Origin of the sequence: Feifania hominis, assembly GCF_014384765.1 — a bacterium.
Classification (GTDB): Bacteria; Bacillota; Clostridia; order Oscillospirales; family Feifaniaceae; genus Feifania; species Feifania hominis.
In genome coordinates this window covers 626,271-639,980 of sequence record NZ_JACRSP010000002.1, presented here as the reverse complement: position 1 = coordinate 639,980, position 13,710 = coordinate 626,271, and the positions used below count along the sequence as shown (strand labels likewise).

At 61.9% G+C, this 13,710-nt stretch carries 14 protein-coding genes; 8 read left to right on the top strand and 6 right to left on the bottom strand.

All coding sequences use genetic code 11. The annotated features are described in order from the left end of the window. The 4 genes from H8695_RS06495 to H8695_RS06480 are packed head-to-tail and all read left to right on the top strand — an operon-like array spanning position 1 to position 4,866. Positions 1-213 carry a DUF896 domain-containing protein gene (locus H8695_RS06495; RefSeq protein ID WP_249300116.1) on the top strand — a complete coding sequence of 71 codons (213 nt, stop codon included), beginning with the start codon at positions 1-3 and terminating at the stop codon, positions 211-213. After that, positions 210-2,369: a Tex family protein gene (locus H8695_RS06490; RefSeq protein WP_249300115.1), complete on the top strand. Its 2,160-nt coding sequence runs from the start codon at positions 210-212 to the stop codon at positions 2,367-2,369. The genes H8695_RS06495 and H8695_RS06490 overlap by 4 nt, the downstream gene beginning before the upstream one ends. Then, positions 2,362-3,372, top strand: a complete 1,011-nt coding sequence (locus H8695_RS06485; protein ID WP_249300114.1) for a CPBP family intramembrane glutamic endopeptidase — start codon at positions 2,362-2,364, stop codon at positions 3,370-3,372. Before H8695_RS06490 ends, H8695_RS06485 begins: the two co-directional genes overlap by 8 nt. 48 nt (positions 3,373-3,420) lie before the next feature. Then, positions 3,421-4,866 (top strand): FAD-dependent oxidoreductase, encoded by a 1,446-nt coding sequence (locus H8695_RS06480; protein ID WP_249300112.1) that lies wholly within the window; start codon positions 3,421-3,423, stop codon positions 4,864-4,866. A 28-nt stretch (positions 4,867-4,894) separates the two neighbouring features. Here H8695_RS06480 and H8695_RS06475 read toward each other — a convergent pair whose 3' ends face one another. Together H8695_RS06475 and H8695_RS06470 are read right to left on the bottom strand one after the other, a co-directional pair. Then, on the bottom strand, positions 4,895-5,716 hold the full coding sequence (locus H8695_RS06475) for a metallophosphoesterase (RefSeq protein WP_249300111.1): 822 nt from the start codon (positions 5,714-5,716) through the stop codon (positions 4,895-4,897). Next, entirely contained in the window at positions 5,713-6,720 is a 1,008-nt protein-coding gene (locus H8695_RS06470; RefSeq protein ID WP_249300110.1) for a M15 family metallopeptidase, read from the bottom strand. The genes H8695_RS06475 and H8695_RS06470 overlap by 4 nt, the downstream gene beginning before the upstream one ends. A 125-nt stretch (positions 6,721-6,845) precedes the next feature. Here H8695_RS06470 and H8695_RS06465 point away from each other — a divergent pair, with 125 nt between their 5' ends. Then, on the top strand, positions 6,846-7,199 hold the full coding sequence (locus tag H8695_RS06465; RefSeq protein WP_249300109.1) for an MmcQ/YjbR family DNA-binding protein: 354 nt from the start codon (positions 6,846-6,848) through the stop codon (positions 7,197-7,199). Positions 7,200-7,232: 33 nt separating this feature from the next. Here the strand turns inward: H8695_RS06465 and H8695_RS06460 are convergent, their stop codons facing one another. Continuing rightward, the gene (locus H8695_RS06460) at positions 7,233-7,565 is read right to left on the bottom strand and encodes a winged helix-turn-helix transcriptional regulator (RefSeq protein ID WP_249300108.1); all 333 of its coding nucleotides are present in this window, start codon (positions 7,563-7,565) and stop codon (positions 7,233-7,235) included. 191 nt (positions 7,566-7,756) lie between these two features. Between H8695_RS06460 and H8695_RS06455 the strand changes: the two genes are divergently transcribed. The 3 genes from H8695_RS06455 to H8695_RS06445 are packed head-to-tail and all read left to right on the top strand — an operon-like array spanning position 7,757 to position 10,162. After that, complete coding sequence (locus H8695_RS06455; RefSeq protein ID WP_249300107.1) at positions 7,757-8,554, top strand: hypothetical protein; 798 nt, start codon at positions 7,757-7,759, stop codon at positions 8,552-8,554. 17 nt (positions 8,555-8,571) lie between these two features. Then, entirely contained in the window at positions 8,572-9,342 is a 771-nt protein-coding gene (locus tag H8695_RS06450; protein ID WP_249300106.1) for a protein-ADP-ribose hydrolase, read from the top strand. Continuing rightward, positions 9,308-10,162 carry an SIR2 family NAD-dependent protein deacylase gene (locus tag H8695_RS06445; RefSeq protein WP_249300105.1) on the top strand — a complete coding sequence of 285 codons (855 nt, stop codon included), beginning with the start codon at positions 9,308-9,310 and terminating at the stop codon, positions 10,160-10,162. The genes H8695_RS06450 and H8695_RS06445 overlap by 35 nt, the downstream gene beginning before the upstream one ends. A gap of 134 nt (positions 10,163-10,296) precedes the next feature. Here H8695_RS06445 and H8695_RS06440 read toward each other — a convergent pair whose 3' ends face one another. From H8695_RS06440 to H8695_RS06430, 3 genes are all read right to left on the bottom strand, one after another. Beyond that, positions 10,297-10,611, bottom strand: coding sequence for a helix-turn-helix domain-containing protein (locus tag H8695_RS06440; RefSeq protein ID WP_346726798.1), 315 nt, complete (start codon positions 10,609-10,611; stop codon positions 10,297-10,299). A gap of 347 nt (positions 10,612-10,958) precedes the next feature. Continuing rightward, on the bottom strand, positions 10,959-12,209 hold the full coding sequence (locus H8695_RS06435) for a S1C family serine protease (RefSeq protein ID WP_249300101.1): 1,251 nt from the start codon (positions 12,207-12,209) through the stop codon (positions 10,959-10,961). 173 nt (positions 12,210-12,382) lie between these two features. Further along, entirely contained in the window at positions 12,383-13,651 is a 1,269-nt protein-coding gene (locus H8695_RS06430; RefSeq protein WP_249300099.1) for a replication-associated recombination protein A, read from the bottom strand. Between the last annotated feature and the right edge of the window lie 59 nt (positions 13,652-13,710).

The window sequence follows — 13,710 nt, the reverse complement described above, 5'->3', positions numbered from 1 at the left end:
ATGGAACAGAGTAAAATAGAGCGCATCAACATCCTCGCGCGCAAGGCAAAGGGCGAGGGCCTGACCGAAAAGGAGCGCCTTGAACAGGCCGAGCTGCGCCGCGAATACATCGAGGCCTACCGCGAGAGCCTGCGCCGGGAGCTCGAGAGCGTGGTCGTCGTCGACGAGCAGGGCAACCGCCGCCCGCTTCGCCGCAGAGAGGAGCGCCCATGAATGAGACGGAGCGCCTCGCCGGCGAATTTGGCCTGAAAAGCGAGCACGCGAAGAACATCATCGCCCTGCTCGACGAGGGCAACACCATTCCCTTTATTGCGCGCTACCGCAAGGAGATGACCGGCTCCTGCGACGATCAGGTTCTGCGCGAGTTTGCGCAGAGGCTTGCGTATCTGCGCAATCTGAGCGCCCGCCGTGAGGAGATCCGCGCCGCGATTGAGGGCCTCGGCAAGCTCGACGACGAGCTCGCCGCCTCGCTTGAGCGGGCCGGGACACTCGCGGAGCTTGAGGATCTCTACCGCCCCTACCGCCCGAAGCGGCGCACCCGCGCCACCATCGCGATGGAGCGGGGCCTCGAGGGGCTCGCCGACGCGCTGCTCGCCCAGGGGAGCGAGGCGCCGGCGGCACTCGCCGCGCCCTATGTCGACGCGGACCGGGAGGTGCCGGCGGTGCAGGACGCCCTCGCGGGCGCGCGGGACATCATCGCCGAGCGCGTGTCGGACGACGCGCAGCTGCGCGCCGAACTGCGGCGCATCCTCCGGCGCGACGGCCGCATTGTGACCGCCGCCGCAAAGGAGGAGAGCTCCGTCTACGACATGTACTACGAATACGGCGAGCCGGTCTCCAAAATTCCGAGCCACCGCATTCTCGCGATCAACCGCGGCGAGCGCGAGGGCTTTTTGAAAGTTGCGCTCGAGACGCCTGAGGGGGCGCTCGAGAACGCCGCCTGCGCGCGCTTCGTCAAAAGCGGCCCCTGCGCCGGCGAGGTGCGCGACGCCGCCGTGGACGGTGTGCGCCGCCTTGCGGCCCCGTCGGTCGAGCGCGAGATCCGCGCCGAGCTCACCGAGCGCGCATCGACGCAGGCCATCGCCATGTTCGCGCTCAACCTAAAGCCCCTTCTCCTGCAGCCGCCGGTGCGCGGCCGCGTGACAATGGGGCTCGACCCCGCCTACCGCACCGGCTGCAAAATCGCCGTGGTCGACGCCACAGGCAAGCTGCTCGACCATACGGTGGTCTATCCGACCCCGCCCCAGAACCGAAAGGAGCAGGCGAAGCGCACCCTGACGGAGCTCATCGAGCGTCACAATGTCGAGTGCATTGCCATCGGCAACGGCACCGCCTCAAAGGAGTCGGAGCTCTTTGTCGCCGAGCTCATCGCGGGCCTCGACCGAAAGCTCAGCTATATGGTGGTTAGCGAGGCGGGCGCCTCGGTCTACTCGGCGTCGAAGCTCGCGGCCGCCGAATACCCGCAGCTCGATTTGACGGTGCGAAGCGCGATCTCCATCGCCCACCGGCTTCAGGACCCGCTCGCAGAGCTGGTCAAGATCGACCCGAAGTCCATCGGCGTCGGCCAGTATCAGCACGACATGCCGCCCGCCCAGCTCGACGCTGCGCTCGACGGCGTGGTGGAGGACTGCGTCAACAGCGTCGGAGTCGATCTGAACACGGCGTCGCCGGCGCTGCTCGGCCACATTGCGGGCCTCTCGGCCGCGGTCGCGCAGAATGTCGCCGCCCACCGGGACGAACACGGCCCCTTTCACAGCCGCGACGAGCTCAAAAAGGTCAAAAAGCTCGGCCCCAAGACCTTTACCCAGTGCGCGGGCTTTCTGCGCATTCCGGGCGGGGACAACATTCTCGACAACACCTCGGTTCACCCCGAGAGCTACCGGGCGGCACGGGCGCTCCTGAAGCGCTGCGGCTACGGACTTGACGATGTCGCCGCGGGGCGGCTGGACGGCCTTGGCGCCGCCGTGCGCGAGATAGGCGAGAGCGCTCTCGCCGCAGAGCTCGGCGTCGGTCTGCCCACGCTGCGCGACATGGTCGCAGAGCTTCAGAAGCCGGGGCGCGACCCGCGCGACGAGCTGCCGCCGCCGCTTCTTCGCACCGATGTGATGGAGATGAAAGATCTCCTGCCGGGCATGGAGCTCAAGGGCACGGTGCGAAATGTCATCGACTTCGGCGTATTCGTCGACATCGGCGTACACCAGGACGGCCTTGTGCACATCTCGCAGATCTGCGAGCGCTACATCCGCCACCCGAGCGAGGTGCTCCGAGTGGGCGAGGTGGTCACGGTCTGGGTGCTTTCGGTCGACCTTGACAAAAAGCGCATCTCGCTTACCATGAAGCGGCCAAAGGGGGAGCAAAGCCATGGATGACAGGCGTTTGCTGCGCCGCATCAGCGGCCACACGGCGCGCATGCTGCTGTGTAACATCGCGCTGCAGTTTTTGCTGACCTTTCTCCTCGAGGGCCTTGTGATGCTGGCGCTCGCCCTGCCCGACATTCTGGCGCTGCCCGACGTGAGCCTCTCGGCCGTGTGGGCGCTGATGCTCGACGCAGGCGGGCGCAGCGTCCTGCTGACCACGGGCGCGGGCTATGTGCTCGTCGCGCTCATCATGCTCTGCGCCAATCTTCTGCCCACGCTGCGTTGCGCGAAAAAGCTCTCGCTCACACCGCGCGCCCTCTTCGGCGAGAGCGTGCCGACGGCGCGCCGCACGGGCTGGTATGTAGCTCTCGCGCTCGGGCTCAACACGTTCGGCATCCTGATCTACAATCTGCTCAACACGCTGCTCTCGGCCTTTCGCGTCGAGGCGGAGGGCTCCGCCGCGTCGCTGCCGGCCGATTCGCTCTGGGGTGCGGTGGCCTATGTCCTCTTCGCCTGCCTGATTGCCCCGGTGACAGAGGAGCTCATCTTCCGCGGCGTGGTGCTGCACGCTCTCAAGCCCTACGGCGGTCTCTTCGCAGCTCTGGCCTCGTCGCTTCTCTTCGCGCTGATTCACGGCAACTTTGAGCAGATTCCGCTGACCTTTATGATCGGCATGCTGCTGAGCTACGTGACGCTTCAGACGGGAAACATCCGTCTTGCAGTCCGGCTGCACTTCATCAACAACGCCTACGCCGTAGCGACCGAGATCCTCATGCTGGCGCTGCCCGAGCAGTTTTTGCTCTTCGGCGGGCTGCTTGGGTATCTGAATCTGGGGCTTATGGTCTTTGCCCTGTGGACGCTCATCGCCCGCAGACGGGAGATTCACTTTGAGAGTCTCGCGCCGCGTACGGCGCAGGTGGAGCGGCCCGGGCGAAGCTATTTTACGACGTTCTCCATGCTGCTCTATTTTCTCGTGGTCGCGGCGCTCATTGCGCTGACATTTCGCACATTTTGATGGAAGAATCACCTTTCGCGGTACAAACTATCGCAGAGGTGATTTTTTATGGAGCGAAAGAGCGTCTGGAATGACAGGGACTATTTTGAGCGCCGGCCGCCTCTCGAGGGAGACCGGACGACCGATGTGCTCGTCATCGGCGCGGGTGCGGCGGGGCTGCTGACGGCTCTGCGGCTCACGCAGAGCGGCCGCGAGGTGACGCTGGTCGACGCCGGGCGCACCTGCGGCGGAGCGACCAACAACACGACAGCCAAAATCACAGCCCAGCACGGTCTGATCTATACGCGGCTCAAAAAGCAGTTCGGCGCGCGGGCCGCCCGCGCCTATGCCGCGCTCAACAGCCGCGCCATCGGCGAATACGAGAGCCTCGTTCAGAGCCGGGGAATCGACTGCGGCTTTGAGCGGCTGGCGAACTTTGTCTACTCGCTCGACGACGAGCGGATTTTGCGCGAGGAGACGCTCGCCGCGGCCGAGGCGGGGCTCGATGTGCACTTTGTGCGAGAGACCGGCCTGCCCTTTGAGACCGTGGGCGCGGTGAAGACCGAAAACCAGGCTCAGTTTCACCCGCTGCGCTTCTTCTCGGCGGTGGCGCGGGATCTGACGATTTTCGAGAACACGCGGGTGACCGACTTTCGCGAGGGTGAGGCGTGTACGCCGGGAGGCCGCATCCGCGCCCGTCAAATCGTCTTTGCCGGACACTATCCCTTTCTCAACCGGCCGGGCTACTACTTCATGCGCCAGCACCAGGAGCGCTCGCATGTGCTCGTGCTCGAGGGGGCGCAGCTGCCCGATGGCATGTTCATCGATGAAAAGGGAGGCGGGCTCTCCCTGCGCCGGGCGGGGCGGTATGTTCTGCTCGGCGGCGCGAATCACCGCACCGGTGAGCCGGGCGGCGGCTATGAGTGGCTTGCAGAGCAGGCACAAAAATATTTTCCAAATTGTAATATTATAGATAAATTTTCCAATCAGGACTGTATGCCGATCGATGGTCTGCCCTACATCGGCCGCTACTCCTCCCGGTGGGAGCGGGTCTATGTGGCCACCGGTTTTCAAAAGTGGGGCATGACGACCGCCATGGCGGCTGCCGACATTCTCGCAGCGCTCATTGAAAACCGGCCCTGTCCCGAGGCCGAGCTCTTCACCCCGGCGCGCGGGCCGTCACGGGGAGTGGGCAATCTGCTGCGCGACGGGGGAAAGTTTGTCAAGGGGATTGCGGTCGAGCACTTTGGCGGCGCTTCGCACACGGTTGAGGATCTTGCGCCCGGGCAGGCGCGCCGCGTCAAGCTCGACGGCCGCCGGCTCGGTGTCTACCGCAGCGAAACCGGCGAGCTCTTCGCCGTGGAGACCCGCTGCCCACACCTCGGCTGCTCGCTCGAGTGGAATCCGGATGAGCGCAGCTGGGACTGTCCCTGTCACGGCTCGCGCTTTGACTACCGGGGGCGCCGGCTCGACGGCCCGGCGGAACAAGGCGCAGCAAAAAAAGATCATCTGTAATAACAGATGGTCTTTCAACTTTTTGTTATTACCCCACAAGGTCAATGATGACCAGCTCCGGCGGGTTCCAGACCCGGGGCAGCCTGGGGGCAAAGGCGAGCCCGCGCCCGACGACAAGCGTCGTCTGCCCAAGAGAATAGACGCCGCCGGCGTACGCGGGGAAAAAGCCCTGGTTCGGCGCAAAGAGGCCGTTTAGAAGCAAAGGCACACGCGCCTGGCCGCCGTGGGCGTGGCCGGCAACGACGAGATCAAAGCCGCTCTCGGCATAGTCCGCAGCGCGCTCGGGGCGGTGGCTGACAAGAACGCGTATGCCCTCGTCCGGCAGAGCGGCTGAGAGGTCTTCGAGTGTGCGCTGCCAGAGTACGGCGGTCCCGCCTGTCGGGTCGTCGAGTCCCGCGACGGTGACCGGCACGCCGCGCACCTCGATGGTGGTCATGCGCCCGCGCAGAATCTCGGCGCCGGCGTCGGAAAACGCGCGCAAAATTTCGCCGAGGTCCCCGGCGCGGTGCTCGTGGTTGCCGGTCGCGTAGAACGTCGGGGCGATGTCGGCACAGCCGCGCACAAAGTCGACCGCCGGTGCGAGGGGCTCCCGGTCGTCGGCGATATCGCCGGGCAGCAGAATGGCGTCGGGCATGCTCGCGGCGATCTCATCGAGGATTTTTTGCTGTGCCGCGCCCGCGCGGCTGTGCAGATCGCTCGCCAGCACGAGGCGAATCCGCCGGCCCGCCTCGAGACGGTCGGTCTCGACGGTGTAGGTGCGCACGGCGAGACCCGGCCAGAGAGCCCAGACTGCGAGCGCCAGCCCGGTCCCCGCGGCAAGGCAGCTCACAAGGCGTCCCGCGCGCCTCATGCCGTTTTCACCGTGACGACAAAGCCGCCGGCGTTGTCGCCTGAAACGGTGTAGGCGAGCTCCTGCGGAACGGGGAGCTGCGTTTCGCCCTCAGCCTCGGCTTCTACGTAGTAGATCTCATAGCGGCTGCCGTCGGAGTCGTCAAAGATCAGATGCTCCCCCTCGTAGGGGTATTGCCGCAGCAGCTCGAGATATTCCTCCAGACACAGTCCGCGCTGCTGCATGAGACAGGCGTGGGCCCGGCCGACATAGCGAAAGTGCCACGGCTCATAGCTGACGCCGGTGACCGCGACCTTGTCGTCGGGGTAGCGGCGCACAAAGCCGTAGAGACAGGCGTTGTCGATGATCCAGCTGTAGTCGCCCTCGTCGGTGTAATTGTGCATGGTGCCGTCGCTTTTGTAGATGCTCAAGTCCACGGCGAGGCCGCTGTGGTGCTCGCTGTAGCCCGGGGTCGCGACATACTCGCGCACGTACTGCTCCCCCTGCTCGGCGAGGTACTTGTCATAGAGATTTTTCTGTGAGTCGTAGCTGCGCTCGCCCGATACGACGATCACGTCGCGCACGCCGGTGGCTGCGTAAAACTCGTCAAACATGGCGTTGAGATAGGGCACAATGGCCTCGTCGACGCGGACGTTGCGGTCGCGCACCTTGTAGGAGGAGGTCTTGTTCTCGTAGACCGAGACATAGGGCTCCTGCTCCGGGAATTCGTAGGCGTTCTGGCTGCCCACCAGAATGAGGTCGCCGCGGTGTATGTTCGCGCGGGGAGTGCTCACGGTGGTGTCGCCCTCGCGCAGCTGCGGTGCCTGCGGCTCGACGGGGTCGACAGGCGCCGGGTCGGGCTGTGCGGGGCCTGCCGGCTCGGCGGGGCCCGGAGCTGTCAGCGCGCCGACGGCCCACCGCCCGAGCGCAAAGAGCCCGACGGCGAGAAGCAGCGCCGCCGCAATCAGCAGCGCGCGCCGCAGCACATATTTTCGTTTGAGCCGGTAACGGCGATATTGTCTCATGAGAACCTCCGGTTTGTTTCATCAAGCTCTATTATAGCAGAGCCCGGCGCTGAAAAGTGTGAAAATTCTCTTACTTTTTGTAAGTTTGCGTGCTTTCTGCTATACTGAAACCGGGAGTGAGAAACATGACCAGACGGGAACTGATCGACTGGGGCCTTGCGCTGCCGGGCGCCTATGAGGACTACCCCTTTGACACGGTGGCCGACGGGAGCTGCTGGACGGCGCTGCGCCACAGGGGAAACCGCCGGTGCTTTGCTTTTATCTATGAGAGAGGCGATGTGCTCTTTGTCAATCTCAAGTGCGAGCCCATGCAGGGCGAGTTCTGGCGTCAGGTCTACGCGAGCTGGGTGACGCCCGGCTACCACATGAACAAGACCCACTGGGTGAGCGCCGCCATTGGACCGGACACCGACTATGACGCGCTGCGGCAGATGCTCCGTGAGAGCCACGCGCTGACCGCCCCGCGAAAAAAGAGATGAGAAAAGCCCGCGCCATTTGGCGCGGGCTCTCATTTACTGGCCGCACTTTCTCTGGTAACCGCTGCCCCACTCGGTCATGGCGTCGAGAATCGGGCGCAGACTGTACCCCGTTTCGGTGAGTGTGTACTCCACCCGGGGCGGCACTTCGGCATACACCCGACGGGTGAGCAGGTCGTCCGCCTCCATCTCGCGCAGATTCGCCGTGAGCACTTTCTGAGACACGCTGCCAATCGCCTTTTTGAGTTCGCCGAAACGGCGCGTACCACCGAGCAGTTCGCGCAGAATCAGAACTTTCCACCGGTCGGAGATCAGCATCAGCGTCGTCTCGACCGGGCAGGCGGGCAGCGGCCTTGCTGTCTTTTCCATCGGCCGGCCCCCTTTTTTCTACTATTGTAGCACAGCTGAAAAATTCTTCAAGTGAAAACCCTTGAAAAATCACAATGGTTTCATTTTAGTAACTACGAAACAAAAAAGTGCTTACTTTACAATAAATACTGGCGGGTGTAGGCTGAGATCACAGGAACGTTCCATATGAAATTTCCAGGGAGGAACAGACAGTGAACAGCTACACCGTAAAGAGAGAAAAACTTGAGAAAGGCGAGATGGCGCTCTACGACTTTGGAGCCATGAAGCTCTACGCCTACAAGACCAACGATCCCATTGACAACGAGGTATTCCTCGTCGCGAAAGACGGCAGAGCCGTCGTCATCGAGTCACCCTGCTTCTTTGAGAACAACAGTGAGCTCACACGCTACATGGAGCGCGAGGGACTTGCGGCCGAGGGCATACTGCTCGCCTATCACATGGCGGGCGCGGGCTTCCTGCCGGGCGTTCGGCGCTACGCCACGAAAAACGCCGACGAATACGGCCACCATGGCGGCGGCCGGGCTCTGATTGACCAGTTTGCCGGCTCGTTCGGCGCGGGCTTTGACAGCTCGATTCACACCGTGACCGATTTCATCGAGCCGGGGCCGCTGACCATTGCGGGCATCGACTTTGTCATCACCGGGACCGACGAGGCATTCGACATTGCCATTCCCGGTATCAACGCCGTCTACACTCACATGCTCGGCCACGACTGCCACTCGATTGTGGCGGGTGCGGCGCACGCGGACGCGATGATCGCACAGCTCGAGGGCTACCTGGCACAGGGCTGCACGCTGATTTTGAGCTCGCACTACACCCCGGAGGATCTCAAGGATGTGCGCGTGAAGATCGACTATCTGCGGGATCTCAAGGAGATTGCCTCCCGCTGCTGCGACGGCGCACAGTTTCGGCAGGCAGTCGCACAGCGCTATCCCGACTACACCGGCGGCAACTATCTTGATATGACAGCCGGCTTCTTCTTCGGCTGAGAGAGGAGAGAGCGGCCATGACCCAGCTTGAGCGTCTTCGCTATCTGGTGCGCGGCCTTGCGCGGGAGCAGGGGATCGCCGAGATCCCCGACGACCCCGCCCATCTGCGCGCGCTGCTGCGGGCGTTGATGAATGTGCGCAGGCCGGCGCCGATCGACGGGCAGTGGCTTGCGGTGCAGGATGAGTTTCTGCGGCTGGAGACAGTCGAACGGGGCGTGGTGGACGGCGAGGCGCTGCCCGCCGTCCCCTCGGACAGGCGGCTCGTCCTCTGGCGGGGAGACATCACCCGCCTGCGCGTCGACGCCATCGTCAACGCCGCGAACAGCGCACTGCTCGGCTGCTTTCATCCCAACCACGGCTGCATCGACAACGCCATTCACTCGGCGGCGGGCCTCGAGCTGCGCGAGGCCTGCCGCCGCCTCATGGACGAACTGGGCCGCCCGGAGCCTGTGGGGCAGGCGAAAGTCACGCCCGGGTTCAATCTTCCCGCGCGCCATGTCATCCACACCGTGGGGCCCGTGGTCTCGGGCGAGCTGACTGCACGCCACTGCGAGGCGCTCGCACGCTGCTACCGCGCCTGCCTTGCGGCGGCGCAGAAGAGCGGCTGCCGCAGCATCGCATTTTGCTGCATCTCGACGGGGGAGTTTCACTTCCCCGGTGAAAGTGCGGCCCGCATTGCAGTGGAGACGGTTCGCCGGGAGCTGTCAAAAAAACCCACAGTGAAAAGAGTGATTTTTAATGTTTTCCGACCAGATGATGAGAGGTTCTACCGCGAGCTGCTCGGCTGAGCTTGCCCGGCTTCGCGCCGCGCTCAGCGAGGCCGACGCCGTGGTAATCGGCGCCGGGGCGGGTCTCTCCGCCGCAGCGGGCTTTGCGTACGACGGCGCGCGCTTTCGCGAGAACTTCGCCGATTTCATTGAGAGATACCACGTCACAGACATGTATGCCGCGGGCTTTTACCCCTATGCCTCGCCGGAGGAATTCTGGGCCTACTGGAGCCGCTACGTTCTGCTCAACCGCTATGAGCAGCCGCCCGGAGAGCTCTACGCCGCTCTGCTGGAGTTGGTGCGCGGCAGAGACTACTTTGTCATCACCACCAATGTCGACCACTGCTTTCAGCGCGCGGGCTTTGAGCGAAAGCGCCTGTTTTACACCCAGGGTGACTACGGGCTCTTTCAGTGCGCGAAGCCCTGTCACGAGAAAACCTATGACAACGAGACCGCCATACGCCAGATGGCATCCCGGCAGAGCGGTCTGCGCGTCCCGGCTGAGCTCTTGCCCCGCTGCCCGGTCTGCGGCGGGCCAATGTCGATGAATCTGCGCTGTGACGACACTTTTGTGCAGGATGAGGGCTGGTACCGCGCCGCCTTGCGCTATGAGCGCTTTCTAGAAGAACACAGCGGCGCAAGAGTTCTCTACCTGGAACTGGGCGTGGGCTACAACACACCGGGAATCATCAAATTTTCTTTCTGGCGCATGGCAGCTGAAAACAAAAATGCGCGCTACGCCTGCCTCAATTTGGGTGAAGCGACCGCTCCCAGGGAACTCGGTGCGCGGGCAATCTGCATCGACGCAGATCTGGCCGATGCAATTCGATGGCTCAAGTAAAAAAACTGTGGTGAAACAGGTCGGTCGCAGGAGAGTGTTTCCGCCATTTAAGGTTGTGTTTTATGAAACTCACTTCGTTTGTTATAAAAAAGCAGGCGCAGAGATGTCTCTCTGCGCCTGCTTTTTTTCTGTGGTTATTTTGCAAGGGCTTTGACCAGATTCAAAACCAGCTCCATGTTCTCCTTTGAGAGTTTCTCAAGTTCCCGGATGATTTCAGCCTGCAAGGCGGGATGCCCCACGCCGCTGTCAAAGAAATCCTTTGGCTCGATGCCGAAATAATCACAAATATAGTACAGGCCGGTGATAGACGGGAGATTTTTGCCGGATTCAATGGAGTTGATATAGCTCGCGCTCTGACCGATGGTAAGACTCATGTCTCTTGCCGAGACATTGCGCTCCGTTCTGAGAGAAGCGAGCCGGGCAGCGATAAAATTATTCGGATCTTTCACAACAGTCACCTACCTTGCCTATAGAATAACGCACATTGTTGTGAAAATTAGCTGATATAAAACTATAAATAAGAATTTATAACATCTTAAAGTAGTCAAATATTGCAAAGTGTCGAATTATGTCGCTTTTGGATTACAAAAAAAGCCCTGTGTATCAACACAGGGTGACAAAATTGTCTATTGGCCCCGGTGGGACGGTTTTCCGTCCCACCGGAACCAAATAGTAATGTATTGCAATATTTGAAAAAAGGAAGGGGGTAGAGTTTTGTAAGTGAAAAAGGAATGGTAAATATCGTAATGGCTGCTCCGCTATCTCAAGGCATCACCTCCTTTGGGGAGTGCGGGGATCAGTTGGCGGCACCTTTCTCGGTCAGTGTGATGGTGAAGATCTGATTCTGGCCGTTTCGCTGTATTTCCAGCTTGATGCTGTCGCCAACGCTTGCGTTTTCTATGAGATCTGCGAGATCTGCGCCGGACTCGAGATCGCTGTCATTTACCTTGACGATCTTGTCGCCGCTCTGCAGCCCCGCGCGCTCCGCGTCCGAGCCGCTGACAACACTCTGGATGTAGACGCCGGGCTCATTGACACGGTAGTAGGCCGCCTGCTGCTGGGTGGTGATGGTGACAACGGTCACGCCGAGTTCCACCCGGCCGCGAACATAGCCGTAGTCCTTGAGATTTTCGATCACATCTTTGACGTCGTTGATGGGGATGGCGAAGCCCAGGCCCTCGACATTGGTGCCGGTGGATTTGGCCACCACGATGCCGATGAGTTCGCCTCTGCCGTTGAACAGGCCGCCGCCGGAGTTGCCGGGGTTGATGGCCGCGTTGGTCTGAAGAAGATTCATGGTCTGGCCCTCAAGGATGATCTCGCGGTCGAGGGCGCTGATGATGCCGTCGGTGACGGTGCCGCCGAGCTCGCCGAGCGGGTTGCCGATCGCCACGGCGAGCTCGCCGACGACCAGTGCGTCGGAGTCGCCGATTGTGGCGGCTGTCAGGCCCGACGCGTCTATTTTAACAAGGGCGATGTCGGTCTCGCTGTCGGTGCCGAGCACCGTCCCGTTGTAACTCTCGCCGTTTCTCAGGCGGATGGTGACTTTGGTGGCTCCCTCCACGACGTGGTTGTTGGTGATGATGTAGCCGTCGCTGGAGATGATGACGCCGCTGCCGGCGCCCTCAGAGGTGTATTGCCGGTCCCACACGTTTGTGGTGCTCTCGGTGACAATCTCCACCACCGAGTCGGCCGCAAGCGCCGCAATCTGGCTGACCGAGAGCGAATCGCCCGAGGTCACGGCCGTCGGGGTGACCGGAGTTTTTGAGGTGTTGTCGGAATCGGAGACGGTCGGCTGATTTTGAAGAGCCGTCACGCCGCCCCAGAAGCCGAGACCGCCGGAGAAGACCATGCAGACCGCAAGGCACACCGCGAGCACGCGGCCCGAAAAGCGGCGGGGAGACTTTGCCTTTTTCTTCGGCGGCTCTGTGGAGGGGCCGCCGGAGGGATTCGAGTAGTCGGGGTGGTAGTAGTAGCTCACGGTTCTCTCATCCGTGCTGCCGCTCTGGTTGTTGGAAAGGGAATTGTATTTCTCATAGTCTGTCATATCGGACACCTCCAAAAATATCTGGTGTTTTTTGATCTGACTTTATGATACCGGTGAGAAATGACCCTGGTTTTACCAAAGTTGAAACAATCCAAAAATAAAATGTGAAAAAAATTGGGCTTTTGTTAACATTTTCCGAGAGAGAGGCCCCCGCTGCAGCGGGGGCCTCTGAGCTAACGGTGTTTCTTTTTGATCTCATCCCAGTAGTTTTTGTTGGCCTGTTCAAATTTGTTTGGCCCGTAGTCGTAGTAGTGTGCGCCCTTGAGCTCATCGGGCAGGTACTGCTGGGGCGTGTAGTGGTGTTCAAAGTCATGGGGATAGCGGTAGCCGACAGCATGGCCGAGCTTTTCGGCGCCGGCGTAGTGGCCGTCTTTCAGGTGGTCGGGCACATCGCCGATGCGGCCGGCCTGAATGTCGGCAATGGCCCGCTCGATGGCCATGAGAGCGCTGTTTGACTTGGGCGCCGTCGCGAGCAGCAGCGCAGCCTCGGTCAGAGGCAGCCGCGCCTCCGGCATGCCGAGCTGCAGTGCCGAATCCACGCAGGACTTGACGATGGAGACCGCCTGCGGCCAGGCGAGCCCCACATCCTCGCTCGCGATGGCGAGAAGCCGACGGCAGACCGACGGCAGATCGTCCGCGAGCAGCAGCCGTGCCAGATAGTGCACCGCCGCATCGGGATCCGAGCCGCGAATCGACTTGTGAAGCGCCGACAGCAGATCAAAGTGGCTGTCGCCGTCGCGGTCGTAACGCATGGAGGAGCGCTGCGCCACCGCCTCGCAGGCGGCGAGAGTGATCCGGCGCTGTCCGTCCTCCGGGGGACAGGTGAGCCACGCGAGTTCCGCCGCACCTACGGCCTTTCGCACATCCCCCGCGCAGGCGGCGGCGAGATAGCCCGCGACGCCCTGCTCCAGAACAAAGGATTCGCCGCTCTCCCCGCGCAGCGTGTCAAAGGCGCGCAGAACGACGCTCTCCACATCCTCCTTTTTCAGAGGCTTGAACTCGAAGACCGTCAGCCGCGAGAGCACGGCGGGATAGATATAGAAGTAGGGGTTTTCGGTCGTCGAGGCGATGAGCGTGAGCTTGCCATTCTCCATGTGGGAAAGCAGAGTCTGCTGCTGTTTTTTGTTGAAGTACTGAATTTCGTCGAGATACAGAAGCGCCCCGTCCGGCGTGAGAAAGGTGTCGAGCTCGTCGACAATGGCCTTGACGTCGCCGATGGAGGCGGTCGTCCCGTTGAGACGGTAGAGGCGGCGGCTTGTCACCTGGGAGATGATGTTGGCGACCGTCGTCTTCCCGATGCCGGGCGGGCCGTAGAAGACCATGTTCGGAATGACGCCGCTCTCGACAATTTTGCGCAGCACGCCCGAGGCGCCGATGAGGTGCTGCTGGCCGGCGACCTCGTCGAGGGTCCGCGGGCGAAGCCTGTCTGCAAGGGGCTGCATGGTCAACTCTCCTCTCAAAAGTTGCCGCAGGCCATGCCTGCGGCAACAGAAATACCATC